The organism is Geopseudomonas aromaticivorans (genome assembly GCF_019097855.1).
Taxonomy (GTDB): Bacteria; Pseudomonadota; Gammaproteobacteria; order Pseudomonadales; family Pseudomonadaceae; genus Geopseudomonas; species Geopseudomonas aromaticivorans.
This window is the reverse complement of sequence record NZ_JAHRGL010000062.1, coordinates 214,134-240,111: the sequence shown is the minus strand read 5'-3', so window position 1 is coordinate 240,111 and position 25,978 is coordinate 214,134. Positions and strand designations below refer to the sequence as shown.

Annotated in this window: 22 protein-coding genes and 1 tRNA gene; 9 read left to right on the top strand and 14 right to left on the bottom strand. The window is 67.0% G+C overall.

Features of this window, described 5'->3' with window-relative positions:
* The 4 genes from KRX52_RS18410 to eutC all read left to right on the top strand — a co-directional run.
* A partial coding sequence (locus tag KRX52_RS18410; RefSeq protein WP_217683183.1) for an aldehyde dehydrogenase family protein occupies positions 1-563 on the top strand: 563 nt, incomplete at its 5' end.
* A 74-nt stretch (positions 564-637) separates the two neighbouring features.
* Complete coding sequence (gene eat / locus KRX52_RS18405) at positions 638-2,086, top strand: ethanolamine permease (protein WP_217683182.1); 1,449 nt, start codon at positions 638-640, stop codon at positions 2,084-2,086.
* 156 nt (positions 2,087-2,242) lie between these two features.
* Positions 2,243-3,637 (top strand): ethanolamine ammonia-lyase subunit EutB, encoded by a 1,395-nt coding sequence (locus KRX52_RS18400; protein WP_217683181.1) that lies wholly within the window; start codon positions 2,243-2,245, stop codon positions 3,635-3,637.
* A 144-nt stretch (positions 3,638-3,781) separates the two neighbouring features.
* Positions 3,782-4,588, top strand: a complete 807-nt coding sequence (gene eutC, locus KRX52_RS18395; protein WP_217683180.1) for an ethanolamine ammonia-lyase subunit EutC — start codon at positions 3,782-3,784, stop codon at positions 4,586-4,588.
* A 30-nt stretch (positions 4,589-4,618) separates the two neighbouring features.
* Here the strand turns inward: eutC and KRX52_RS18390 are convergent, their stop codons facing one another.
* From KRX52_RS18390 to KRX52_RS18375, 4 genes are all read right to left on the bottom strand, one after another.
* Positions 4,619-6,523, bottom strand: a complete 1,905-nt coding sequence (locus tag KRX52_RS18390; RefSeq protein ID WP_217683179.1) for a potassium transporter Kup — start codon at positions 6,521-6,523, stop codon at positions 4,619-4,621.
* Entirely contained in the window at positions 6,520-7,230 is a 711-nt protein-coding gene (locus KRX52_RS18385; RefSeq protein ID WP_217683178.1) for a response regulator, read from the bottom strand. The genes KRX52_RS18390 and KRX52_RS18385 overlap by 4 nt, the downstream gene beginning before the upstream one ends.
* Positions 7,227-9,848 carry an ATP-binding protein gene (locus KRX52_RS18380; protein ID WP_217683177.1) on the bottom strand — a complete coding sequence of 874 codons (2,622 nt, stop codon included), beginning with the start codon at positions 9,846-9,848 and terminating at the stop codon, positions 7,227-7,229. The genes KRX52_RS18385 and KRX52_RS18380 overlap by 4 nt, the downstream gene beginning before the upstream one ends.
* Positions 9,849-9,983: 135 nt before the next feature.
* Positions 9,984-10,406: an SRPBCC family protein gene (locus tag KRX52_RS18375; RefSeq protein WP_254797664.1), complete on the bottom strand. Its 423-nt coding sequence runs from the start codon at positions 10,404-10,406 to the stop codon at positions 9,984-9,986.
* 183 nt (positions 10,407-10,589) lie between these two features.
* Here KRX52_RS18375 and KRX52_RS18370 point away from each other — a divergent pair, with 183 nt between their 5' ends.
* Together KRX52_RS18370 and KRX52_RS18365 are read left to right on the top strand one after the other, a co-directional pair.
* Positions 10,590-11,777, top strand: a complete 1,188-nt coding sequence (locus KRX52_RS18370) for an MFS transporter (protein ID WP_217683176.1) — start codon at positions 10,590-10,592, stop codon at positions 11,775-11,777.
* Entirely contained in the window at positions 11,774-12,454 is a 681-nt protein-coding gene (locus KRX52_RS18365) for a cupin domain-containing protein (RefSeq protein ID WP_217683175.1), read from the top strand. Before KRX52_RS18370 ends, KRX52_RS18365 begins: the two co-directional genes overlap by 4 nt.
* Before the next feature lie 207 nt (positions 12,455-12,661).
* Here KRX52_RS18365 and KRX52_RS18360 read toward each other — a convergent pair whose 3' ends face one another.
* The 3 genes from KRX52_RS18360 to KRX52_RS18350 form a co-directional block, all read right to left on the bottom strand.
* Entirely contained in the window at positions 12,662-12,958 is a 297-nt protein-coding gene (locus tag KRX52_RS18360) for a YkgJ family cysteine cluster protein (protein WP_217683174.1), read from the bottom strand.
* Between the two features lie 148 nt (positions 12,959-13,106).
* On the bottom strand, positions 13,107-13,448 hold the full coding sequence (locus KRX52_RS18355) for a DUF167 domain-containing protein (RefSeq protein WP_217683173.1): 342 nt from the start codon (positions 13,446-13,448) through the stop codon (positions 13,107-13,109).
* Positions 13,449-13,614: 166 nt separating this feature from the next.
* Positions 13,615-14,292 carry a DUF4197 domain-containing protein gene (locus KRX52_RS18350; protein WP_217683172.1) on the bottom strand — a complete coding sequence of 226 codons (678 nt, stop codon included), beginning with the start codon at positions 14,290-14,292 and terminating at the stop codon, positions 13,615-13,617.
* A 239-nt stretch (positions 14,293-14,531) separates the two neighbouring features.
* On the opposite strand from KRX52_RS18350, the gene KRX52_RS18345 reads away from it, so the two are divergent.
* Entirely contained in the window at positions 14,532-16,349 is a 1,818-nt protein-coding gene (locus tag KRX52_RS18345; protein WP_217683171.1) for a monovalent cation:proton antiporter-2 (CPA2) family protein, read from the top strand.
* 13 nt (positions 16,350-16,362) lie between these two features.
* A complete protein-coding gene (locus tag KRX52_RS18340; protein ID WP_217683170.1) occupies positions 16,363-17,988 on the top strand; it encodes an FMN-binding glutamate synthase family protein in 1,626 nt (541 codons plus the stop codon).
* Positions 17,989-18,143: 155 nt separating this feature from the next.
* Here the strand turns inward: KRX52_RS18340 and KRX52_RS18335 are convergent, their stop codons facing one another.
* The gene (locus tag KRX52_RS18335; RefSeq protein ID WP_217683169.1) at positions 18,144-18,509 is read right to left on the bottom strand and encodes a DUF5064 family protein; all 366 of its coding nucleotides are present in this window, start codon (positions 18,507-18,509) and stop codon (positions 18,144-18,146) included.
* Positions 18,510-18,586: 77 nt separating this feature from the next.
* Between KRX52_RS18335 and ppk2 the strand changes: the two genes are divergently transcribed.
* Complete coding sequence (gene ppk2, locus KRX52_RS18330) at positions 18,587-19,411, top strand: polyphosphate kinase 2 (RefSeq protein WP_217683168.1); 825 nt, start codon at positions 18,587-18,589, stop codon at positions 19,409-19,411.
* 252 nt (positions 19,412-19,663) lie between these two features.
* On the opposite strand, the gene arcC is transcribed toward ppk2, so the two are convergent.
* From arcC to KRX52_RS18300, 6 genes are all read right to left on the bottom strand, one after another.
* Positions 19,664-20,590: a carbamate kinase gene (arcC, locus tag KRX52_RS18325; protein WP_217683167.1), complete on the bottom strand. Its 927-nt coding sequence runs from the start codon at positions 20,588-20,590 to the stop codon at positions 19,664-19,666.
* A 13-nt stretch (positions 20,591-20,603) separates the two neighbouring features.
* Positions 20,604-21,614, bottom strand: coding sequence for an ornithine carbamoyltransferase (locus KRX52_RS18320; RefSeq protein WP_217683166.1), 1,011 nt, complete (start codon positions 21,612-21,614; stop codon positions 20,604-20,606).
* An 80-nt stretch (positions 21,615-21,694) separates the two neighbouring features.
* Positions 21,695-22,948, bottom strand: a complete 1,254-nt coding sequence (gene arcA, locus KRX52_RS18315; RefSeq protein ID WP_217683165.1) for an arginine deiminase — start codon at positions 22,946-22,948, stop codon at positions 21,695-21,697.
* Between the two features lie 109 nt (positions 22,949-23,057).
* Complete coding sequence (locus KRX52_RS18310) at positions 23,058-24,803, bottom strand: SulP family inorganic anion transporter (RefSeq protein WP_217683164.1); 1,746 nt, start codon at positions 24,801-24,803, stop codon at positions 23,058-23,060.
* A gap of 300 nt (positions 24,804-25,103) precedes the next feature.
* Positions 25,104-25,177, bottom strand: a tRNA-Gly gene (locus tag KRX52_RS18305).
* 92 nt (positions 25,178-25,269) lie between these two features.
* Positions 25,270-25,962, bottom strand: coding sequence for a pseudouridine synthase (locus KRX52_RS18300; protein WP_217683163.1), 693 nt, complete (start codon positions 25,960-25,962; stop codon positions 25,270-25,272).
* Positions 25,963-25,978: the final 16 nt, after the last annotated feature.

The following is a 25,978-nucleotide window of genomic DNA, read 5'->3' as shown; positions in this document are numbered from 1 at the left end:
CGGTGATGAAGAAGATCAAGCAGATCAAGCGCGGCAACCCGCTGGACACCGAGACCATGGTGGGTGCCCAGGCCTCCGACCAGCAGTTCGAGAAGATCCTCTCCTACTTCGACGTGGCCCGCGCCGAGGGCGCCGAGATCCTCACCGGCGGCGCCGCCGAGCGTCTCGAAGGCAGCCTGTCGAGCGGCTACTACATCCAGCCGACCCTGCTCAAGGGTCACAACAAGATGCGCGTGTTCCAGGAAGAGATCTTCGGCCCGGTGGTCAGCGTGACCACCTTCAAGGACGAAGCTGAGGCCCTGGCCATCGCCAACGACACCGAGTTCGGCCTCGGCGCCGGCGTGTGGACCCGCGACATCAACCGCGCCTACCGCATGGGCCGCGGCATCAAGGCCGGTCGCGTGTGGACCAACTGCTACCACCTGTACCCGGCGCACGCCGCCTTCGGTGGCTACAAGAAGTCCGGCGTCGGCCGCGAGACCCACAAGATGATGCTCGACCACTACCAGCAGACCAAGAACCTGCTGATCAGCTACGACATCAATCCGCTCGGCTTCTTCTAATCTGCCATAAATGATTCCATCCACATGACGCCGCCCCTGTCTCGGCAGGGGCGGCGGGGAAAGGGGCCTTGCGCATGTCCACTCAACAATCTCACATCGTTTCCCACGCCCAGGGCGTGGAAACGGAAAGCGTCGATGCCGACTACTTCGCCCACCGCCAGCTCAAGCAGGGCGCGGCCGGCTGGGTGCTGCTGATCGGCCTCGGCGTCGCCTACGTGATTTCCGGCGACTACGCCGGCTGGAACTTCGGCCTGGCCCAGGGCGGCTGGGGCGGCATGTTCATCGCCACCCTGCTGATGGCGACCATGTACCTGTGCAAGTGTTTCTCGCTGGCCGAGCTGTCGTCGATGATCCCCACCGCCGGCGGCGGCTACGGCTTCACCCGCACCGCCTTCGGCCCATGGGGCGGCTTCCTCACCGGCACGGCGATCCTCATCGAGTACGCCATCGCCCCGGCGGCCATCGCCTGCTTCATCGGCGCCTACTGCCAGTCGCTGTTCGGCGTCGGTGGCTGGATGATCTACCTGGCCTTCTACGTGGTGTTCATCGGCATCCATGTGCTCGGCGCCGGCGAGGCACTCAAGCTGATGTTCGCCATCACCGCGGTGGCCGCCATCGCCCTCGGTGTATTCATCGTCGCGATGGTGCCGCACTTCGACGCGGCCAAGCTGTTCGACATCCCGGTCAGCGAGGCGGCCGGCGCCAGCAGCTTCCTGCCGTTCGGCTACGTCGGCATCTGGGCGGCGATTCCCTACGCCATGTGGTTCTTTCTCGCCGTCGAGGGCGTACCGCTGGCCGCCGAGGAAACCAAGAATCCCAAGCGCGACCTGCCGCGCGGGCTGATCGGCGCCATGCTGGTGCTGCTGGCCTTCGCCAGCCTGATCCTGCTGGTCGGCCCGGGCGCCGCCGGTGCCAAGGCGCTGATGGGCTCGGGCAACCCGCTGGTCGAGGCGCTGGAGTCGGCCTACAACGGTTCGACCTGGATGAGCCAGTTCGTCAACCTGGTCGGTCTGGCCGGGCTGATCGCCAGCTTCTTCTCGATCATCTACGCCTATTCGCGGCAGATCTTCGCCCTGTCGCGCGCCGGCTACCTGCCGCGCGGCCTGTCGGTGACCAACCGCAACAAGGCGCCGGTGGCTGCACTGGTGGTGCCGGGGATCATCGGCTTCGGCCTGTCGCTGACCGGCCAGGGCGACCTCTTGATCCTGGTGGCGGTGTTCGGCGCGACCCTGTCCTATGTATTGATGATGGCCGCGCACATCACCCTGCGCCTGCGCCGTCCGGAGATGCCGCGGCCGTACCGCACCCCCGGCGGCATCGTCACCTCCTCGGTGGCCCTGGTGCTGGCGGCGGTGGCGCAGGTCGCCGGCTTCCTGGTCGATCCGCGGGTGGTGATCGGCGCCGCCGCGATCTATGCCTTGTTCATCGCCTACTTCGCCCTGTACAGCCGCCACCATCTGGTGTCCGGCACGCCCGAGGAAGAGTTCGCGGCGATCCAGGCCGCCGAGAAGGCCCTGCGCTAAGGAAACGCTGAAAAGGCCACTTGCCGTCGCTCCCGCGCCGGCGGGAGCCCAGGCGCTCCGAGTCCTCTGGATTCCCGCCTACGCGGGAATGACGATGCTCCCTAACGCTTGATACGGCGGCCGCCACCGGGCGGTCGCCGCGAGGAGAACCAACAGATGGCCCAATTCGCCCACACCATCGGCGGCCAGACCTGGCGCTTCGACAGCCTGCGCGAGCTGATGGCCAAGGCCACCCCGGCGCGCTCCGGCGACTACCTGGCCGGCGTCGCCGCGGGCAGCGCCGCCGAGCGGGTGGCGGCGCAGATGGCGCTGGCCGAGGTGCCGCTCAAGCACTTCCTGGTCGAGGCGCTGATTCCCTACGAAGAGGACGAAGTCACCCGCCTGATCATCGACAGCCACGACGCCGGCGCCTTCGCCCCGGTCAGTCACCTGACCGTCGGCGGCCTGCGCGACTGGCTGCTCGGCGAGCAGGCCGACGAGACCAGTCTGCGCGCCCTGGCGCCGGGGCTGACCCCGGAGATGGCTGCCGCGGTGTCGAAGATCATGCGTGTGCAGGACCTGATCCTGGTGGCGCAGAAGATCCGCGTGGTCACCCGTTTCCGCAACACTCAGGGCCTGCGCGGGCGCATGTCCACCCGCCTGCAGCCCAACCACCCGACCGACGATCCGGCCGGCATCGCCGCCAGCACCCTCGACGGCCTGCTCTATGGCAACGGCGACGCGATGATCGGCATCAACCCGGCCACCGACAGCATGGGCTCGATCTGCACCCTGCTGGAGATGCTCGACGCGGTGATCCAGCGCTACGAGATCCCCACCCAGTCCTGCGTGCTGAGCCACGTCACCAGCTCGATCGCCGCCATCGAGCGCGGTGCGCCGCTCGACCTGGTGTTCCAGTCGATCGCCGGTACCGAGGCAGCCAACGCCAGCTTCGGCATCAATCTCAAGGTGCTGCAGGAGGGCTACGAGGCCGGCCTCAGCCTCAAGCGCGGCACCCTCGGCAACAACCTCATGTACTTCGAGACCGGCCAGGGCAGCGCGCTGTCGGCCAACGCCCACCACGGCGTCGACCAGCAGACCTGCGAGACCCGCGCCTACGCCGTTGCCCGCCACTTCAAGCCGTTCCTGGTCAACACCGTGGTCGGCTTCATCGGCCCGGAGTACCTGTACAACGGCAAGCAGATCATCCGCGCCGGCCTGGAGGATCACTTCTGCGGCAATCTGCTCGGCGTGCCGATGGGCTGCGACATCTGCTACACCAACCATGCCGAGGCCGACCAGGACGACATGGACATGCTGCTGACCCTGCTCGGTGCGGCGGGGATCAACTTCATCATGGGCATCCCCGGCTCCGACGACGTGATGCTCAACTACCAGACCACCTCGTTCCACGACGCGCTGTACGCCCGCCAGGTGCTCGGCCTGCGTACCGCGCCGGAGTTCGAAGACTGGCTGGCGCGCATGGGCATCCTGCACCAGCAGGGCGGCCGGGTACGCTTGGGCGACGAGCTGCCGCCGGCGTTCCGCCAGGCGCTGGCGCAGTTGTCCTGAACCGCAGGGTGCGCCGTGCGCACCATGAGTACGGCCCGGTGCGCGCTGGTAGTCCGTTGCCTGTCCGTAGGGTGCGCCATGCGCACCGCCACGCGAATGACCATGGTGCGCACGGCGCACCCTACGCTTGAACCGAGGTGCCCGATGTCCAAATCCCCCGCCACCGAGAATCCCTGGCAGCAGCTGCGCGGTCTGACCCCGGCGCGCATCGCCCTCGGCCGCGCCGGCACCAGCCTGCCGACCGCTGCGCAGCTGGACTTCCAGTTCGCCCACGCCCTGGCGCGCGACGCCGTGCATACCCCGCTCGATGTCGCGGCGCTGGCCGAATCGCTCGGCTCGCTCGGCCTCGACTGCCTGCACCTGCACAGCGCCGTCAGGGATCGCGACACCTACCTGCAGCGCCCCGACCTCGGCCGCCGCCTGCACGCCGACTCTGCGCAGCTCTTGCGCGAGCACGCCGCCGCCCATGCCGGCGGCTGCGATCTGGCCATCGTCATCGCCGACGGCCTGTCCGCCCTGGCGGTGCAGCGGCACAGCCTGCCGTTCCTCGACCGCCTGCTCGAGCAGGTGCGCGCCGAGGGCTGGTCACTGGCCCCGGTGACCCTGGTCGAGCAGGGCCGGGTGGCGGTGGCCGACGAGGTCGGCGAGCTGCTCGGTGCGAAGATGACGGTGATGCTGATCGGCGAACGCCCCGGCCTCAGCTCGCCGGACAGCCTCGGCCTGTACTTCACCTACGGGCCGAAGGTCGGCCTCACCGATGCCTACCGCAACTGCATCTCCAACGTGCGTCTGGAAGGCCTCAGCTACGGCATGGCCGCCTTCCGCCTGCTGTACCTGATGCGCGAGGCCTGCCGTCGCCAGCTGTCAGGGGTGGATCTCAAGGACGAGGCCGAGGTGCCGAGCCTGGACGGCGGCGGCAAGGGCAATTTCCTGTTGGAAGGCGGGCGTTGAAGTAGAGGGCGCCGGCCGGCGCCCTCTACTTCAGATCTCCACCTGGGTGCCCAGTTCGATCACCCGGTTCACCGGCAACTGGAAGTAGCGCATGCTGCTGTTGGAGTTGCGCTGCATGAAGGCGAACAGCCCTTCGCGCCAGTTGGCCATGCCGATGCGCTTGCTGGGGATCACGGTTTCCCGGCTGAGGAAGTAGGTGGTGCGCATCGGGCTGAAGTCCAGCCCCTCGACACGGCACAGGCGCAGCGCGGCGGGAACGTCCGGCTCCTCCATGAAACCGAAGTGCAGGATGATGCGGAAGAAGCCCTCGCCGTAGTGCTCCACCTCGAAGCGCCGCTCCACGGGCAGCCGCGGGCTGTCCTCGGTCACCACGGTCAGCAGCACCACCTGCTCGTGCAGCACCTGGTTGTGCAGCAGGTTGTGCAGCAGGGCGTGCGGCACGGCGTCCGGCCGCGCGGTGAGGAACACCGCGGTGCCCTCGACCCGATGCGGCGGCTGCAGGCAGATGCTGTTGATGAACACCGGCAGCGGCAAGGCGGTTTCGTCCAGCCGTGCGAACAGGATCTGCTTGCCACGTTGCCAGGTGGTCATCAGGGTAAACAGGGCGATGCCAGCCAGCACCGGGAAGGCGCCGCCCTGGAAGATCTTCGGCACGTTGGCGGCAAAGAACAGGCTGTCGACGAACAGGAAACCGAGCAGGATGGGGATCGCCAGCCAGCGCGGGAACTTCCACAGCAACAGCATCACCGAGGCCACCAGCAGGGTGTCGATCAACATGGTGGTGGTCACCGCCACGCCGTAGGCGGCAGCCAGCGCACCGGACGAACCGAAGCCGATCACCAGCAACACCACACTGACCATCAGCGCCCAGTTGACCACGCCAATATAGATCTGCCCCTGCGCGGCGCTGGAGGTGTGCTGGATCTGCATGCGCGGTACGCAGCCGAGCTGGATGGCCTGCTGGGTGAGGGAAAACGCCCCGGAAATCACCGCCTGCGAGGCGATGATGGTGGCCAGAGTGGCCAGTCCGATCATCGGCAGCAGCGCCCACTCCGGCGCCAGCAGGTAGAAGGGGTTGCGTGCCGCCTCGGGGTCTTCCAGCAGCAGCGCGCCCTGGCCGAAGTAGTTGAGCACCAGACCCGGCAGCACCAGGGCGAACCAGGCGCGGGCGATCGGCTGGCGGCCGAAGTGGCCCATGTCGGCGTACAGCGCCTCGGCGCCGGTCAGCGCCAGCACCACCGCACCGAGAATCGCCACGCCGATACCCGGATGGGCGAGGAAGAAGTTCAGCGCCCACCAGGGATTGAGCGCCAGCAGCACCTCGGGATTGCGCTGGATGCCGTACACACCCAGCGCACCGAGCACGACGAACCAGGCCACCATGACCGGGCCGAACAGGATGCCGATGCGTGCGGTGCCGTGTTTCTGGATCAGGAACAGGCCGATCAGCAGTATCACCGTCACCGGCACCACCCAGTGACCGAGGCCGGGCAGCGCCACCTCCAGGCCCTCGACGGCGGACAGCACGGAAATCGCCGGGGTGATCATGCTGTCGCCATAGAACAGCGCGGCGCCGAACAGGCCGAGCAGCACCAGCAGCGAGCTCAGCCGCGGATGGGCCGCCGAGGCGCGGCGGGCCAGGGCGGTCAGTGCCATCACCCCGCCTTCGCCCTCGTTGTCGGCGCGCAGGATGAACAGCACGTACTTGAGCGAGACGATCCAGATCAGCGACCAGAAGATCAGCGAGAGGATGCCGAGCACGCCGTCGTGGTTGACCTGCACGCCGTAATGGCCGGCGAAAACCTCCTTCAGGGTGTACAGCGGACTGGTGCCGATATCGCCGTAGACCACACCGGTGGCGGCGACCAGCAGCCCCAGGGAGGAGGAGGGTGGGTGCGCCTGCTCGTGGCTGGCATGCACGGTGGTTTCTCTCATCTGCTTGCTCCTGAAGACTGCTCGCGCAGCCGGTAGCCGATGCCGGCTTCGGTGACGATGAAGTGTGGGTCGGCCGGGTTGTCGCCGAGTTTCTGCCGCAGGTGGCCGACCACTACCCGCAGGTAGTGGCTGTCCTCGACGTGGGTCGGCCCCCAGATGTCGGTCAGCAGCTGCTGCTGGGTGACCACGCGGCCCAGCTGGCGGGCCAGCGTGGCCAGCACGGCGAATTCCTTGCGGGTCAGGCCGATTTCCTGGTCATCCAGGCTGACCCGGCGGCTGGCGAGGTCGATTTGCAGCGGGCCGCAGCGCACGCTCGCCTCCTGCACGCCGGCGGCTACCGGCTGGCGCAGCAGCACGCGCACGCGGGCGAGGAACTCGGGGATGCTGAACGGCTTGGTCACGTAGTCGTTGGCACCGCCGTCCAGGCACAGCACCTTCTCGCTGTCGCCGGCGCGCACCGACAGCACCAGTACCGGCATCGACGACCAGCGCCGCAGTTCGCTGAGCACGTCCTTGCCGTCCATGTCCGGCAGGCCGAGGTCGAGCACCAGCAGGTCGGGCTTGGCTTGCTGCGCCAGGTCCAGGCCCTCGCGGCCGCTGCCGGCTTCCAGTACCCGGTAGCCGTGGGCGGCGAGGCTGATGCGCAGGAACTTGCGGATCTGCGCCTCGTCGTCGATGACCAGCACCGTCTGTTGCCTCTCGGTCATTGCGCCTCTCCCTGGTCGTCCCGGTCGGCTTCGTCCAGCTGCGGCTGCGCCAGCAACGGCAGGTGCAGGGTCAGTGTGGTGCCGCGGCCCTCCAAGCCGTCGCCCACCGTGACCGAGCCACCATGGGCGCCTAGGATGCCCAGGCAGATCGCCAGGCCCAGGCCGGTGCCCTTGCCGCCGCGGTCGCCGCGGGCGGCGGTATAGAACATGTCGAAGATCTTCTCCCGCTCCGCCGGCGGAATTCCCGGTCCCTCGTCGCTGACGGCGATGCGCAGCTCGGCGCCGTCGCTGTCCACTGCCACCCGCAGGCGGCCGGCCGCTGGCGAGAAGCGTACGGCGTTCTCCACCACATTGATCAGCGCCTGCTCGATCAGCGCCGCATGCACGTAGAGTAGCGGCAACTCGTCCGGCAGCGCGGTTTCCAGGCGCAGTGGCGCCAGAACCGGCTGCAGACGTTGCAGCGAGCTGGCCACGATGTCCGCCGGCGCCACCCAGTCGCGCTCCAACTTGAGGCCGCCGTGGCCGAGGCGGGTCATGTCCAGCAGGTTCTGGATATAGCGGTCGAGTCGCTCGGCCTCGTTGCGCGTGCTTTCCAGCAGCTCGCGACGATCCTCGGCGCCGATCTGCTCGCCGAGGGTCAGCAGGCTGTCAATGGCGCCGTGCATGACGGTCAGCGGCGTACGCAAATCATGGGACACCGAGGCGAGCAGGGCGCTGCGCAGCTGCTCGGTTTCCGTTTGCAGGCGCGCGGCTTCCAGCTCCTGCGCCAGTTGTGCACGGGTCAGCGCCTGCGTCAGCGGCTGGCCGAGGGCCTTCAGCAGGCGTCGGCGCGCGGCCGGCACCGTGCTGCCCTGTTTCGTCCGCACGCCGAGCAGGGCCTGCGGCCCTTCCTTGCCGGTCAGCGGCAGCCACCACCAGCGCCCGTTGGCCAGGGTGTGGGTGCCCATGCCGCTGGGCTGGCCGTGCTGCCAGGCCCACTCGGCGGCGTTGCGTTCGCCCTCGCGCAGGGGCGCCGAGAGGCCGGCCTCGACCTGCAGGGCGCCTGCGACGTCGCGCCCCAGCAGGCAGAAGTCGAGGTCGTGCCAGTGGGTGAGTTGCTGCAGGGCGGCATCCAGTACTGCCTGGCGATCGGTGGCGGCGCCGAGCTTGCGCGACAGTTCGAGCAGCGCCGCGGTTTCCGTCTGGGTCTCGCGCAGGGCGTCCATCTGCCGGCGCTGGCGCGCCGCCAGGTTGCCGGTCAGCACCGCCATCACCAGGAAGAACAGCAGGGTGAGGATGTCCGCCTTGTGATGCACATCCAGCGAGAAGGTCGGCGAGATAAACAGCAGGTCGTAGGCCAGGAACGACAGCGCCGAGCACAGCAGTGCCGGACCGAGACTGCTACGCACACCCACCAGCAGCACCGCGAGGAGAAACACCAGCGAGATGTTGGGCAGCTCGAGGACGGACGAGATGCTCCAGGCTGCCGCACTGGCGATCAGCGTGGCCAGGACCGCCAGCAGGTAGTCGCCCAGACGGCCCATCCGCGGCAGCTGAGCGCGCGGCGACGGCGCGCCGCCGATATTCAGGATGTTGATCTCCAGCCCGCGCCCCTGGCGCAGCAGACGTTCGGCCACGCCGGGTCGCAGTTGGTGGGGACGACTGGGGCCGATCAGCAGCACATTGGCGCGGCGTTCGATGGCGTGCTGGATCAGGGTACTGCTCACATCCGCGGCGCGCAGGCTGACCACCTCGCCGCCGAGGTTCTCGGCCAGCCGCTGGGCCGCCTGCAGATGCCGGCGCGCGGTTTCGTCGAGCACCGCGCCGGTATCCACATGCACCAGGCTCCACGGCAGTTGGCGGCGCTGCGCCAGCCGGCTGGCATGACGCACCAGATGCTCGGCCTGCGGGTTGCCGTCGATGCCGACCAGCAGGCGGCCGAGCAGGGCCGGCGCGCTCTGGCCGTGCGGGCGATAGCAGCGCTGCAGGTCGGCATCGACCCGCGTCGCGGCAAACTGCAGGGCCAGTTCGCGCAGCGCGGTGAGCCGGGTCAGGCTGGCCCGCTGCTGATCCGCGTCCGGCTCCGCCTGGCCCGCGCTGCGGCCCGGCAGCAGTTCGCGCGGCGGCCGGTCGATCAGCACCAGTTCATCGGCTTCCTGCACCACCCAGTCGGGCACCGTCTCGTGCACGCGCAGGCCGGTGAGGTCCAGCAACTGGCTGTTGAGGCTCTCCATGTGCTGCACGTTGACGGTGGTGTACACGTCGATGCCGGCGGCGAGCAGCTCCTGCACGTCCTGCCAGCGCTTGGCGTGGCGGCTGCCCGGCGGATTGGCATGCGCCAGCTCGGCGATCAGGGTCAGGGCCGGTGGATCGGCCAGCAGGCCGTCGAGGTCCAGCTCGAGCGGTCGCGTGGCCTGCTCGGCGCCGCGCTTGGGCGGCTGCTGCGGCAGGCTGGCGAGCAGCGCCGCGGCCTCGGGGTCAGCGTCAGGCGCGGCGACCAGGCCGACGCGCAGGGCCACGCCCAGGCGCAGTTGCACCTGGGCCGCCTGCAGCATGGCCCGGGTCTTGCCCACGCCCGGCGCCGCGCCGAGAAATACCGTGAGCCGGCCCCGACGGGCCGGGATGCCGGCATTGCTCATTGAAAACCCTCGCTGGATGCCATGGATAAGTCCGCTGCCTGCAGAACAAAGAAGTGTGCAGGGGGATTTTCTCCCGGCGCTGGCGCGTGGCGGCGTAAAAAAACAGTAAAAACGCCTGGCTGGCGCCCGGCGTGCTCAGCCGCCCAGCACCCGGCGCAGTTCCAGCAGGTCGCGACGCACCCAGTCGCAGTCCGCCGCGAAATGCTCTTCGTCTATTTCGGGCCGGCGGAACAGGGTCAGTGACACGGTGCAGCCATCGCCATTGGCCACCACGCGCAGTGGCACGTAGACGATGCGGTCATCCTCCAGATGGACCCAGTGGTCGGCCACGCCGAAGAGATTGGCCGGGCTGAAGCGGATCCGCAGTCGGCCGTGGGGCGTGTCGGCCAGCCACTCGCTGCCGGCCAGCGGCAGGAGAGGGCTGTCCGCGGCGGGTTCCAGGCCGTCGGCCAGGCCGCTGGCCCAGCGCGGGAAGTTGCGCGGTTCGGCGAGGAAGGCCGCTACCTGGGACAGCGGCTGGTCGATACCGATGGTGAGGATGCGTGCCGGCTGGATCATGGTGGCAATCTCGCGGGAACGGGAAGTTGCCCATCAGTCTTGCAGAGCCTCCGGCTTGGCGCCATTCGTTGGGGGGCTGATTGAGCCGCCGCGGTGGCTTGCCTCCGGTATACGGGACTACGCTGATCGGCACGAGCGCCGCGCGGCCGTGCCACTGCTGCGCCAGATCGGGAGGCCAGAGCCATGCCGGACACCCGCGCAGCCCCGCGCATCCCCCGCACCGTCTGGGCGCTGGGCTTCGTCAGCCTGTTCATGGACGTGTCGTCCGAGCTGGTGCACAGCCTGCTGCCGGCGTTCATGGTCGGCACCCTGGGCATCGGCATGCTCACCCTCGGCCTGATCGAGGGCGTGGCCGAAGCGACGGCTCTGATGGTCAAGGTGTTCTCCGGGGCGCTCAGCGACTACCTCGGCCGGCGCAAGCTCCTGCTGCTGTTCGGCTACGGCCTGGCGGCGCTGAGCAAGCCGCTGTTTCCGCTGGCGCATACGGCCGAGCTGGTGTTCGGCGCGCGCCTGCTCGACCGCATCGGCAAGGGCATCCGCGGCGCACCGCGCGATGCGCTGATCGCCGATGTCGCGCCGGCGGCGATTCGTGGCGCCTGTTTCGGCCTGCGCCAGTCGATGGACACCCTGGGCGCCTTCGTCGGTCCGTTGCTGGCGATCCTGCTGATGCTCTGGTTCGGCGGTGATATCGCGCTGGTGCTGTGGTTCGCCGTGCTGCCGGCGCTGCTCTGCGTGGCCATGCTGGTGTTCGGAGTGGCGGAGCCGGAACCCGCGGTGACGGCGCGGCGCTTCCGCTCGCCGATCCATATGGAAGCCCTGCGCCAGTTTTCCTCGGCCTACTGGTGGGTGGTGGCGGTCGGCGCGGTATTCACCCTGGCGCGCTTCAGCGAGGCGTTCCTGGTGCTGCGCGCGCAGCAGCTGGGCTTCCCCGTCGCCTGGGTGCCGCTGGTGATGGTGGTGATGGCGGCGTTCTACATGCTGTCGGCTTACCCGGTGGGCAAGTGGTCGGATCGCATCGGCCGCGAGCGCTTGCTGGGCGGCGGGCTGGTGCTGCTGGTGCTCGCCGACCTGCTGCTGGCCTGGGCCGAGTCGAGCGTCATGGTGCTGATCGGCGTCGCCCTGTGGGGCCTGCACATGGGCTTCAGCCAGGGCATCCTCGCCACGCTGGTGGCCGACACCACCCCGGCCGAACTCAAGGGCACCGCTTTCGGCCTGTTCAACCTGCTCAGCGGCGTTGCTCTGCTGCTGGCCAGCGGCATCGCCGGCTGGCTGTGGCAGACGTATGATGCCGCCATCACTTTCCATGCCGGCGCGCTGTTCTCGGTGGTGGCGCTGGCGTTGCTGCTGGGCCGAGGAGGGAGACGACCGTGAACCTGAATGCCGATTTCGACCAGCGCGTGCTGGTCAACACCGCCACCCAGCCGTGGGAGGACTCGCCGCAGGCGGGCGTGCAGCGCATCCCGCTGGACCGCCTCGGCGAGGAAGTGGCGCGTGCCACCAGCCTGGTGCGCTTCGCCGCCGGCAGCCGCTTTCCCGCGCACGTGCACGGTGGCGGCGAGGAGATTCTGGTACTGGAGGGCGTGTTCAGCGACGAAACCGGCGACTACCCGGCCGGCAGCTACCTGCGCAATCCTCCGGGCAGTCGGCACACGCCCAGCTCGGCACCGGGCTGCACCCTGCTGGTCAAACTCTGGCAGTTCGCCCCGGATGACCACGGCGACCTGCGTCTGGATAGCACCGGCATGACCTGGCGGCCCGGCGACGTCGAAGGACTGACGATTCTGCCGCTGCACGAGCACGGCGGCGTGCGTACCGCGTTGTTGCGCCTGCAGCCCGGTACCCGCTGCGTAGAGCAGGACTTTCCGGGCGGCGAGGAAGTCTTCGTGCTGGAAGGCAGTCTGGCCGACGAGGCCGGCAACTACCCGGCCGGCAGCTGGCTGCGCAACCCTCGCGGCAGCCATTGCCGGCGCTATTCGGAGCGGGGCGCTTTGCTCTATGTGAAGACCGGGCATATCGGCGCGCCGACCTGCTGGGACGCGACGGGGTAGCGGGCCGTTAGCGGCGCTCGCAGGACACGGTTCATCTCGCAGGGGCGAAGCAAGAGCGAAGAACAGCGAAGACGCGATGTCGGGTGTTGGCGGGAGACAGTGGCGATGGGGGGAGCGGGCCGCGTTGTTTCATCTCAAGCCACTTGGGTATGTGGCTGATCCAGACGAACTCGGAAAGTTTTCCGTATTTGTCCGAGAAGTAAAACGTTACTCGTTCAAATATTTTTTTCGTTCGCTAAGGCACTCGTATTCGCCGGCTTCAAACTCCCGGCAAATAAGCGGGCGATTTTCATAGATGGTGCACAGCAAGGTTTCGCGGTCGAGCGCGGCACACCAGCCATCGTCCAGGCGGGCCATGACCTCGCCGCCCCACGCATCGATATCGATATAGCGTTCCGGGACGCCGGTGTCCGTGATCAGCATGACCTCTAGGCGGCAACAGCAGGCCTGGCAGGTTGCACAGGTTTTCTTGGGCTCATCCAGTTTGGTTGCTGCAATATTCATGATTTGCTGTGCTGGCATTAAATATTTTTTAATTATAGCAATAATTGTGATTGCACGCTATTTCGAAAAATATGGCTTGGTTTTGGTGGTTATTGCTTGGGCGGCATGATCATTGTGGCGGCTTTCGCTAGGTCGGGTTTTTAATTATTTATTCTTGTTTGGATAGGTGCTTGCTAATTACCGCTGGCAGACTCTTGGGCGATTTGATGCGCATCTGTTTGTTGATGTCGTATCTGCCGAATACAACTTCAATGTCATTGCTGGTGACGCCAAATTCCTTCGCCAAAAAGCGAACCATATGATCGGTAGCCCGGCCCGCAACGGGTGCGGCGGCGGCACTGATGCGTAGCTGATGGCCTTTGGGTTTGCCGATGGCATCCTGTTTGGCGTTGGGGGTACCGAGAATGTTGAGTACCAGCGTATCGCCATCCCACGCGCAGAAAGAGCCGGTTGCCGACTTCTTGCGCGACGCTTTTTCAGCGGGGCTCATGGACTATTTCCTCGTGGTTTTTTGCACCGTCCGAATAGCAAGAAGCCCGCACGGAGCGGGCTTCTTGTCTGGGGTGCTGATCCTTCAGCTGGGTCGATAGTGCAGGGCGGCGTGTGAATAAAACGTGAAGAGCGGCGCCGCCTGTCGGTCCCCGCGACAGGGCTTGTTACAGCGTGCCGAACACCTTCTTGGCCAGACTGGTGGCGGCACCGGCCGGGTTCTCGCGGATGCTGGCTTCCTGCTCGGCGATCACCTCGAACAGGCCGTCGAGCGCCTGCTCGGCCACATAGCCTTCGAGGTTGGCGCTCTTGGCGTCGATCACGCCGAAGCTGGCGGCCTTGCCGGCGAAGGCGTTGTATTGCTGGGCCAGGCCGACCTGGTCGGTGGCCTGCTTGACGATGGGCAGGAACTTGGCGCGGATCTGCTCACGGCTGGTGCGGTTGAGGTACTGGGTGGCGGCGTCCTGCGGGCCGCTGAGGATGCCCTTGGCATCGGCGATGGTCATCTTTTTCACCGCGTCCAGCAGCAGGGCCTGGGCCTGCGGCACGGCGGCTTCGGCGGCCTGGTTCATGGTCGCTTCCAGCTGTTCGACCTGGGCGCCCATGCCCATCATCTTCATGGTGCTGGCGACCTTGCCGAGGTTGCCCGGCAGGCCGATGCGCAGGTCCGGATCGTTGCTGAAACCGCCGGGCTTGCCCAGTTGCTGCACGGCAATCTTCGCGCCCTGGCTGAGGGCGTCCTTGAGGCCGCCGCTGGCGTCGCTCTGGCTCAGGTCGGCAATCGACAGGGCGAAGGCATTGAGGCTCAGCACTAGGCCGGCGAGCAGGGTCGTGAGGCGGAACATGGCGGCAATCCTCTTGCGGAAGAAAAACCTGATCTTAGCAGCGCCCGGCCCAAGCGCCCACGCGCTGCCGCGGCATGCTTTGTCGTATTGGTCACGCAAGCATCGGATATCCTTGGGGATTTTCAGGTCTATGACGCGGATGTCGCGGTGCGCCAGCTCGAACCGCGCGTCACGATGGCTTTCGTAGGTTTCGGTCTTCGCCGCTGTCGGGCGGCGAAGCGGGCATGAGGAGTTGCGTAGTGGAACATGGGGCGGGCCTGTTGCAGGCCAGTGTTGTCTGTCTTCTCACCATGGTGGTGCTGGTCCCACTGGCCAAGCGCCTGCAGCTGGGCGCCGTCCTGGGCTATCTGGTGGGCGGGGTGTTGATCGGTCCCAGCGTGCTGGGGCTGATCGCCCATCCCGCCAGTGTTGCCCAGATCTCCGAGCTGGGCGTGGTGATGCTGATGTTCATCATCGGCCTGGAGTTGTCGCCCAAGCGGCTGTGGCTGATGCGCCGCGCAGTGTTCGGCGCGGGGCTGGCCCAGGTATTGCTTTGCGGGGCGGGCATCGGCGCGATAGCGATGTATCTGTTCGATCAGCGCTGGAACAGCGCGGTGATTCTGGGCCTGGGATTGGCGCTGTCCTCGACGGCCTTCGCGCTGCAGTTGCTGGCCGAGCGCCATGAGCTGCACAGCCCGCATGGCCGGCTGGCGTTCTCCATCCTGCTGTTCCAGGACATCGCGGCCATTCCGCTGATGGCCCTGGTGCCCCTGCTCAGTGGCGTCAGCCGGCCGGAGATGAGTCACGGCGACAGTGTCGTCGAACTGCTCAAGGTGGTTGGCTGCGTGGCGGGTCTGATCGTCGGCGGGCGCTACCTGCTGCGCCCGGTGTTGCGCTTCGTCGCCAAGTCCGGGCTGCAGGACATCTTCACGGCGCTGGCGCTGCTGGTGGTGATGGGCAGTGCCCTGCTGATGGAGTGGGTCGGCATGTCCATGGCGCTGGGGGCATTCATCGCCGGCGTGCTGCTGGCCGACTCGGAATACCGGCACGCCATCGAAGCCAAGATCGAGCCGTTCAAGGGCATGTTGCTGGGGCTGTTCTTCCTCAGCGTGGGCATGAGCGCCAACCTGGGGCTGCTGCTGGAGTCGTTCTGGGTGGTGCTGGGCCTGACGGTGCTGCTGCTGCTGGTCAAGCTGCTGCTGGCCAGTCTGGTCGGCCTGTTCCCCGGGCACCTGAAGCCGCTGGAGGCCCTGCGTCTGGGGGTGATGCTCGCCTCCGGCGGCGAATTCGCTTTCGTGGTGTTCAAGATCGCCGGTGACCATGAGCTGTTCAGCGCGCGGGTGCATGACCTGCTGGTGCTGACCATCACCCTGTCGATGGCCCTGACGCCGCTGGTGCTCCTGCTGCTGTCGCGGCTGATCAAGCCCGCTGCGCCGGAGGCCGCCAGGGCGCCGGCGGAGACGGTCGACGCCCATGAGGCGCGCGTGGTGATCATGGGCATGGGGCGGGTCGGACGTATCGTCGCGCGCATCCTGCATGCGCAGCGCGTGCCCTTCGTGGCCTTCGATACCTCGGTCGAGGCCGTCGAGCTGACCCGCAATATCAGCAATCTGCCGATCTATTACGGCAATCCCCTGCATCTGGAGCTCCTCCATGCGGCCAGGGCCGAGCAGGCGGAGTTCTTCATCATCGCCACGGATGACGCGCAGGCCAACCTTGACACCGCCCGGCTGATCCGCCATCGCTATCCGCACATGAAGGTCATCACCCGCGCCCGTGACTGGCAGCAACTGCACGCGCTGCTCGATATCCAGGCCGGGCCGGTGCGCGAGACGTTCCACGCCAGCCTAGAGATGGGCCGGCGGGTCCTGTTGGGATTGGGGTTGAGCGAGGAGCAGGCGGAGCTGCGCATCCAGCGCTTCCGCCGGCATGACGAGCGGATGCTGAGTGCCTTGTACGAGGTCGCCAGCGACAAGGATGCCAGCCTCAAGACTGCCCATGCCTACTACGACGACCTGCAAACGCTGTTCGACAATGATCTGCGGGAAGCGCCGATAACCGCGAAAGAAGCCAAATGAAGAGGAAGTGCGGATGAGTGTGTCGTTGCTGAGTCGTTATGCCTGTTTCGTCGGCTGCGTGGTGTTCACCCTAGGCAGCCTGCCGTTTCTGACCAGCGAGCCGGGGTTGTGGCCACTGACCCTGATCAGCGGCGTGCTCAGCCTGGTGGGGATCAACGATCTGCGCCAGACGCAGCATGCGGTGCGGCGCAACTATCCGGTGCTCGGCAATATCCGCTACCTGGTGGAGTTCATCCGTCCGGAAGTGCGCCAGTACCTGCTGGAAGGCGATGACGAGCAGCTGCCGTTCTCCCGCACGCAGCGCTCGCTGGTCTATGCGCGGGCGAAGAGCGAGAGTGCGGAAAAGGCCTTCGGCACGCTCAGCGACGTCTACCAGCCCGGCTTCGAGTTCATCGGCCACTCCATGCTGCCGGCCGAGCCTGTCGATCCGGCGGGCTTTCGCGTCACGGTCGGCGGGCCGCAGTGCCGGCAACCCTACTCGGCATCGATCTTCAACATCTCGGCGATGAGCTTCGGCGCACTGAGCGCCAACGCCATCCGCGCACTGAACCAGGGCGCCGCGCTCGGTGGCTTCGCCCACGACACCGGCGAGGGCAGCATCAGCCCGTATCACCGCGAGCACCGCGGTGACCTGATCTGGGAGCTGGGCAGCGGCTACTTCGGCTGCCGCACGGCGGACGGCCGCTTCGATCCGCAGCGCTTCGCCCTGCAAGCCAGCGATCCGCAGGTGAAGATGATCGAGATCAAGCTCAGCCAGGGCGCCAAGCCCGGCCACGGCGGCATCCTGCCCCGGCACAAGGTCACCCCGGAAATCGCCGCCACCCGCGGCGTCGCCCAGGGCGAGGACTGTGTGTCGCCGGCGCGCCACCGCGAGTTCGCCACGCCGATCGAGCTGCTGCAGTTCATCGCCCGCCTGCGCGAGCTGTCCGCCGGCAAGCCGGTCGGCTTCAAGTTCTGCCTCGGTCATCCGTGGGAGTTCATGGCCATCGCCAAGGCCATGCTGGAGACGGGCATCCTGCCCGACTTCATCGTCGTCGACGGCAAGGAGGGCGGCACCGGTGCGGCGCCGCGCGAATTCACCGACCATATCGGCGTGCCGATGCGCGAGGGCCTGCTGTTCGTGCACAACACCCTGGTCGGCCTGAACCTGCGCGACAAGATTCGCCTCGGTGCCAGCGGCAAGATCGTCAGCGCCTTCGACATCGCCAGCGTACTGGCCATCGGCGCCGACTGGGCCAACTCGGCGCGCGGCTTCATGTTCGCCATCGGCTGCATCCAGTCGCAGAGCTGCCATACCAACAAGTGCCCGACGGGCGTGGCGACCCAGGACCCGCTGCGCCAGCGCGCGCTGGTGGTGCCGGACAAGGCCGAGCGGGTGCACAACTTCCACCGCAGCACGCTCAAGGCGCTGGCCGAAATGCTCGCCGCCGCCGGCCTCGAACATCCGGCCCAGCTGGAGCCCAGGCATCTGGTGCGGCGGATCTCCACCACGGAAATCAAGCTGTTTTCCCAGCTGCACGTGTTCCTCGAGCCGGGCGCGCTGCTCCGCGCGCCGATCGAGAGCGAGTTCTATGCGCGCATGTGGCAGATGGCGCAGGCCGACAGTTTCGCGCCCGCGGCGATGGTCGCCGAAGTCTAGGGGCGCCACGGACGAGCCCGCACCGGGCGGGCTCTTGGGCCCGCCCAGCGTGGCCGAGGCCTACGAGCTGCGCTGAAAATGGCTCTGCGTCTCGCCGGTCGGCAGCGAGGGGCCGGGGATGGATCTGTCAGCCGCAGGTTCAGGGCCCGGCGCGGTCAGGCATCCCGGTTGGGGTCATGGGCGCTCAGCGGCCCGCCGACGGCCACCTTGAGTTTGGCGCGGATGTCCTCGAACACCGCGTCGTAATCCTTGTGGTTGCGCATGACCGGGCTGTTGTTGGGCGGCATCCCATGCTTGACCGCGAGCTTGCCCATCACACTGGCGAAGTTGAACACGGTGTCGTGGGACATATCGAACTCTTCCTCGAAAGGCTTGCCGTCGATCTGGCCAACCATCCGGAAGTGCACGAACGGCCCGTCCTTGCCGCCAGTGCGCACTTCGTAATAGCCATCGATGTTGTAGGGCGGCAGGCCGAAGCTGCCCACCGGATTGGTCATGTGCACGTGGCCGGGCTCGAACATTACTACACTCCCAATAGGTGAAATTGCAGACAGTCTGAGTGTAGCTGGCGTGTTCATGAATCGATGGAGGTTGGCGCATGGCCAAGCAGAAGAAGAAACAGGCGGCTGAGCTTTCGGCCGAGAAGGAACGGCTGGGTCGCAAGGACTACGAACAGGCGCTGAAGCAGCTGCACGTCGAGCTGGTCAAGCTGCAGGAGTGGGTGGTGGCCAAGGGCCTGAAGGTGTGCGTGGTCTTCGAGGGCCGCGATGGCGCGGGCAAGGGCGGCACGATCAAGGCGATCACCGAGCGGGTCAGCCCGCGGGTGTTCCGCGTGGTGGCGCTGCCGGCGCCCAGTGACCGGGAAAAGACCCAGATGTATGGGCAGCGCTACCTCGCCCACATGCCGGCGGCCGGCGAAGTGGTGATCTTCGACCGCAGCTGGTACAACCGCGCCGGTGTCGAGCGGGTGATGGGTTTCTGCACCGAGGAGCAGACCAAGCGCTTCCTCAACGTAGTGCCGCTGTTCGAGAAGATGATGGTCGAGTCCGGGATCATCCTGATCAAGTACTGGCTCGAGGTGAGTGCCGAGGAGCAGCAGCGGCGCCTGGAGGACCGCATCGACGATGGCCGCAAGATCTGGAAGCTGTCGCCCATGGACCTGAAATCCTTCACCCGCTGGGACGAGTACACCCGTGCCCGCGACGAAATGTTCGCGGCCAGCGACACCCCCTGGGCTCCCTGGTACGTGGCGAACTCCGAGGAAAAGCGGCGGGTGCGCCTGAATATCATCAGCCACCTGCTGCAGCACATACCCTACGAGGACATCACCAAGCAGGAGAAGGTCAAGCTGCCCAAACGCGCCAAGATTGGCAGCTACAAGGCCGCGCCGTATCCGTTCAGGATGGTCGAGGAGCGCTTTTGATGCTCCGCTGCCATCACGGCACAGGCGTTGGCCGGCAGATCAGGCCAAGGGAAACGCTGAAGTAATCGTCATTCCCGCGTAAGCGGGACAGCGGCTTCATCGCTGAACAGCGCTTGCGCTGGCCCGAAGGGGAATCATCCAGAAGGCCCGTAGCACCTGGACTCCCGCCTTCGCGGGAGCGACGGGAAGTGGCTTTCAGCGTTTCCAAAGGCCGCGGCCATGCCGACGGGCCTTGGCGGTCAAGCGTGATGTTCAGCGGAGAGTCAGGCCTGCTCGCTCCGTGCTGACGCGGGTACCGGCGCTGCCCTGGACGATCGCCTCGATATCCCGCAGCGAGCCGATCACCGCCACCTTGCCGGTGTGGCGGGCGAACTCGCAGGCGGCCTGCACCTTCGGGCCCATGGAGCCGGCGGCGAAGCCCAAGCGCTCCAGCTCGTCCGGGTGCGCTTGGGCGATGGCTCGCTGCGTCGGCTTGCCCCAGTCGAGGTAGGCTGCGTCGACGTCGGTGGCGATCACCAGCAGGTCGCTTGCCAGCTGTTCGGCCAGCAGGGCCGAGCAGAGGTCCTTGTCGATCACCGCTTCCACACCGAGCAGCTTGCCGTCCCGGTACAGGGTCGGGATGCCGCCGCCGCCGGCGCAGATCACCACCGCGCCCTTTTCCAGTAGCCACTGGATCGGGCGGATCTCGATGATGCGCTGCGGTCGCGGGCTGGGCACCACGCGGCGGAACTGGTTGCCATCCGGGGCGATGCTCCAGCCTTTGTCCCGGGCCAGGCGCTCGGCTTCTTCCTTCGGGTAGACCGGGCCGATCGGCTTGGTCGGCTTGTGGAAGGCCGGATCGGCGCCATCCACCTCGACCTGGGTGAGGATGGTGGCGAAGGGCAGCTCGACCGGCAGCAGGTTGCCCAGCTCCTGTTCGATCATGTAGCCGATCATGCCTTCGGTTTCGGCGCCGAGCACGTCCAGCGGGTAGGGGTTGGCGGCATCGTAGGCCGCGCCCTGCAGCGCCAGCAGGCCGACCTGCGGGCCGTTGCCGTGGGCGATCACCAGCTGGTTGCCGGCGGCCACCTTGGCGATCTGCTGGCAGGCGATGCGCACGTTGTCGCGCTGGTTCTCCGCGGTCATGGCTTCGCCACGGCGCAGCAGGGCGTTGCCGCCCAAGGCGATGACTAGTCGCATGCGGGTTCTCCTTTCACACGTCCGCCAGGGTTGCGACCAGGATCGCCTTGATGGTGTGCATACGGTTTTCCGCCTGGTCGAAGGCGATGCACCAGGGTGACTCGAAGACGTCCTCGGTCACCTCGATGCCGTTGGCCAGGTGCGGATATTGCGCGGCGATCTGCTGGCCGACCTTGGTCTCGCTGTTGTGGAAGGCCGGCAGACAGTGCATGAACTTGACCCGCGGATTGCCGGTGGCCTTCATCAGTTCCGTGTTGACCTGGTAGGGCAGCAGCTGCTGGATGCGCTCGCCCCAGGCTTCCACCGGCTCGCCCATCGACACCCAGACGTCGGTGTGGACGAAGTCCACGCCCTTGACCGCGGCCTGGGCGTCCTCGGTGAGCAGCAGGCGGGCGCCGCTCTCCTCGGCGAACTTCCGGCAGGCGGCGACGTGCTCGTCGCTCGGCCACAGCGCCTTGGGCGCGGCGATGCGCACGTCCATGCCGAGCTTGGCGCCGATCAGCAGCAGCGAGTTGCCCATGTTGTTGCGCGCGTCGCCCAGGTAGGCGTAGCTGATCTCGTGCAGCGGCTTGTCGCTGTGCTCGCGCATGGTCAGCACGTCGGCGAGCATCTGGGTCGGGTGATATTCGTCGGTCAGGCCGTTGAACACCGGCACGCCGGCGTACTTGGCCAGATCCTCGACGATCTCCTGACTGAAGCCGCGATACTCGATGGCGTCGTACATGCGCCCGAGCACCCGGGCGGTGTCCTTCATGCTTTCCTTGTGGCCGATCTGCGAGGAGCCCGGATCGATGTAGGTGACGCTGGCGCCCTGGTCGTAGGCGGCCACCTCGAAGGCGCAGCGGGTGCGGGTGGAGGTCTTCTCGAAGATCAGCGCGATGTTCTTGCGGCCGAGGTGCTGCTGTTCGGTGCCGGTGTACTTGGCGCGCTTGAGGTCGCGCGACAGGTCGAGGAGGTAACGCAGTTCGCGGGTGCTGTGGTGCATCAGGCTGAGCAGGTTGCGGTTGTGCATGTTGAACGCCATGACGGACTACCTCTCGGGGAATCGGGGCTGCCTGGGCTGTGGCCAGCGCGGCGGCCGGGCGGGGCCGCCGCGCTGGCGAATCAGTAGTCGAGCGGGTCGCGGATGATCGGGCAGGTCATGCAGTGGCCGCCGCCGCGGCCGCGGCCCAATTCGCTGGCGCTGATGGTGACCACCTCCACACCGGCCTTGCGCAGCAGGGTGTTGGTATAGGTGTTGCGGTCGTAACCGACCACCACTCCGGGGGACAGGCAGACCACGTTGTTGCCGTCGTCCCACTGCTCGCGCTCGACCTCGTAGGCGTCGCCACCGGTCTCGACCACACGCAGCTGCTTCAGGTTGAGCGCCTCGGCCACCACCTGGATGAAGTGCTGGTCCTCGCGACGGATGTCCAGACCGCCCGGCTTGCTGTCGTCGGGGCGGAGGCTGAACGGCACGATCTGGTTGACCACTTCCGGAAAGACGGTGACCAGGTCGCGGTCGCAGAAGGTGAACACGGTGTCCAGGTGCATGGCGGCACGCGACCTGGGCATGCCGGCGACCACCACGCGCTGGGCGGCGCCCTTGGCGAACAGGGCCTTGGCTACCTGGCCGATGGCCTGGCGCGAGGTACGCTCGCCCATGCCGATCAGCACCACGCCGTTGCCCACCGGCATCACGTCGCCGCCTTCCAGCGTGGCGGCGCCGTGGTCCTCGTCCGGATTGCCCCACCAGATGTCGAACTCGGCGTTGGCGAAGTCCGGGTGGAATTTGTAGATCGCCGTGGTCAGCAGGGTTTCCTGGCGGCGTGCGGGCCAGTACATCGGATTGAGGGTCACCCCGCCGTAGATCCAGCAGGTGGTATCGCGAGTGAACTGGGTGTTCGGCAGCGGCGGCAGGATGAAGCTGGTGTGGCCGAGGAAGTCGACCAGCATCTTCAGCTCGCGGCTATCGCCGAGGCCCTTGAGCAGGTCGGCAGCCGCTACGCCGCCGATCAGGAAGTCGGCCAGCTGACGGGCTTCTAGCCCTTCCAGCCAGCTGCGCATTTCCTCGCCGTAGCCGACGCCGACCTGGTTGGCCGACAGCTTGCGGTCGAGGATCCACTGCAGCGCTGCCGGGTTCTGCACGGTTTCGGCCAGCAGGTTGTGCATCTCCACCACTTCGACGCCACGGTCCTGCATCTTGGTGGCGAAGTCGAAGTGGTCGCGCTTGGCCTGGGACACCCAGAGTACGTCGTCGAACAGCAGTTCGTCGCAGTTGTTCGGGGTCAGGCGCAGGTGCGCGAGGCCCGGCGAGCAGACCATCACCTTGTGCAGCTTGCCGGCTTCGGAATGGACGCCGAGTTTGATCTTGGCCATCGGGAACTCCTTGCGTGGATGCTGTTGATTCAGTGTAGAAAGCTCAGGCGGCGACCTTGGTGCCGGTGACAAACCGTTTTTTCCAGCTGAGCGCAGGCGAATGTCGGGCTCAGGGCGTCCAGTCCACCCCGTGATCGGCAAGGTAGTCGTCCACCGCGGCGCCCACGGTGGGCTGGAAGATGTTGGCGCCGAACACTTCCAGCAGTCCGAAGCGCTTGAACTTGTCCTTGACCGGGTCCTTCATCTCCGCGAAATGCAGCTCGATGCCGCGCTCGCGCAGCGTCTGACACAGCTCGGCGAGCATGTCGGCGGAGGTGACGTCGATGCTGGTGACCGGCTCGGCGGTCACCACCACCCGCCTTACCGTCGTGGGTGACTCCTCGATGGCCTCCATCAGGCACTCGCGGAACAGCTCGGCATTGGCGAAGAACAGCGGCGCATCCCAGCGGAACAGCACCAGACCGGGCACGCGGCGGGCGTCCGGATAGCGCTTGACGTCGTGATAGCCGCGGATGCCGTTGACCCGGCCGAGAATGGCGAAGTGTGGGCGCCAGCCGTCCCACAGGTACTCGAGCACGGCGATCCCCACGGCCAGGCAGATGCCGGGGATGGCGCCGAACACGGCGACGCCAGCGAAGCAGGCCATCGACAGCCAGAACTCCCAGCGCTGGATGCGGAAGATGCGCTTGAGGTCGGCGAACTCGAACAGGCCGAGCACTGCGGCGATCACCACCGCGGCCAGCGCGCTGTTGGGCAGGTAGCGCATCAGTTGCGGGGCGACCAGCAGCAGCGCCGCCACCGCGAGGGCGCCGACCACCCCGGTCAGCTGGGTCTGCGAGCCGGCCGCCTCGGCCACCGGGGTGCGCGAGGAGCTGCTACTGATCGGGAAGCCCTGGAACAGCCCGGCGGCGAGGTTGGCGGCGCCCAAGCCGACCATTTCCTGGTTGGGGTCGACCTGGGTCTGCGTACGCGCGGCGTAGGTGCGCGACAGCACGCTGGTGTCGGCGAAGGAGACGATGGCCACCGCGCAGCCGCCGAGCACCACGGTGGCGATGTCCACGCCGCTGAGCCAGGGCAGGACGAAGCTGGGCAGCCCCTGGGGCAGGTCGCCCAGCACCTTGACGCCGTAACCGTCGAGGTCGAGGAGGCCGACCGCGACGGTGGCGAGGATCACCACGATGAGGATGCCGGGCAGCTGCTTGAACGGCTTGAGCAGCAGGATCAGCGCCAGGCTGCCGCCGCCGACGGCAAAGCTGTACCAGTTGGCCTGGCCGGCGGCGATGGCCTCGGCCAGGTGCCAGAGGTCGAGCAGGGGGCCTTCGCTGTCGATGGAGATGCCGAACAGCTTGGGAGCCTGGGCGATCAGCACGACCAGGGCGATGCCGTTCATGTAGCCGTAGCGGATCGGCTTGGACAGCAGTTCGGTGATGAAGCCCAGGCGCAGCAGGCCGATGACGATGCACACCACGCCGGAGACCACCGCCATCATGCTGGCCAGGGTGATGGCGCGCATCGGGTCGCCGCCGGACAGCGGCAGCACCACGGCGAGGATCGGCGCGGCCAGCGACGAGTCGGGGCCGAGCACCAGGATGCGGCTGGGGCCGAACAGCGCGTAGGCCAGCAGCGGAATGATGGTGGCATACAGGCCATAGATGCCTGGCACCCCGGACGCCTCGGCGTAGGCGATGCCGACCGGCACCAGCATGGAGGTCAGCACCAGCCCGGCGGCCAGGTCCTTGGGCAACCACTCGGAGCGATATTGTCTGAGCATCAGCAGGCCCGGCAGCCAGCGCAGCCAGGCGGAGGTGGCGCGCGAGCTGGGCGCGCTGTCGGGCGTTGGTGGCTCGGGCTGCATGGCAGAGCGTCCTCGTCGAGGGCAGGGGCTGGCTCAGAAAGCCGGGTTACTGGGAGTCAAGAACAAGGCTAGGCCAAGAATCGGCTACCTGTCTTGCGCGGGGTGGCCAGGCGCTGCTGGCCGTCCACGGCATGAGCAGGGAGTGGCGGGACCGCTTGAAGCGGCTCAGCCTTGCCGGGAGGGGGTAGCTAGGCAGCGGATATACGGGGGCAGGAGGGAACGTGCGGACACAAAAAAACCGGCTGCAGGGGCCGGTTTCTCTGGGTTTCCGCTACATGCCTGAGCATGTGGGATGGTGACTGGAGCGGGCGATGGGAATCGAACCCACGGCTCTAGCTTGGGAAGCTAGGGTATTACCATTATACGACGCCCGCTTGGCAGGCCGTCTTTTTACCAGAAGATGCGTCTGGGGTGAAGCCCGTTTTATGCCGAAGGGGCATTAAGGGGCATTAATCAGCGGATGGGCTCAGCAACAGGCGATTTCTTCGGCGGTCAGCGGACGATACTGCCCCGGTTGCAGGGCCTGGTCGAGGCGGATCGGGCCGATGCTTTCGCGATGCAGGCGAGTGACCCGGTTACGGAAGTGGCCGAACATGCGCTTGACCTGATGGTAGCGACCCTCGACCAAGGTGAGGCGGGCGCTATGGCTGCCGAGAATCTCCAGCCGGGCGGGCAGGGTGGTGAGGTCCTCGAAGGCGAAGTAGATGCCGCGGGCGAAGGTCTCGACGTATTCGGGCCCGATCGGCTCCGCGGTTTCCACCTGGTAGATCTTGGGCAGTTTGCTGCCCGGCAGGGTAAGACGCCGCGACCACTGGCCGTCGTTGGTCAGCAGGAGCAGGCCGGTGGTGTTGCCGTCGAGGCGGCCGGCGATGTGCAGGCCCTCGCGCTCGGCGGCCGGCAGCAGGTCGAGCACCGTGTCGTGCTGTGGATCGTGGGTGGCGCTGACGCAGCCAGTCGGCTTGTGCACCATCAAGTAGCGTGCCGGGTAGCCCTGCTGCAGCACCTGCCCGTCCAGTTCGATTCGGCTGAATGCGCTGACTTCGCAGAGGCCATCGCTGACGGCCTGGCCGTCGACCCGCACACGCCCCTCCAGCAGCAGGAGGCGGACATCCTGGCGGCTGAATTCGGGACGTTTGCTGAGGAAGCGGTCCAGGCGCATGAGGGGAGCTCGTGTG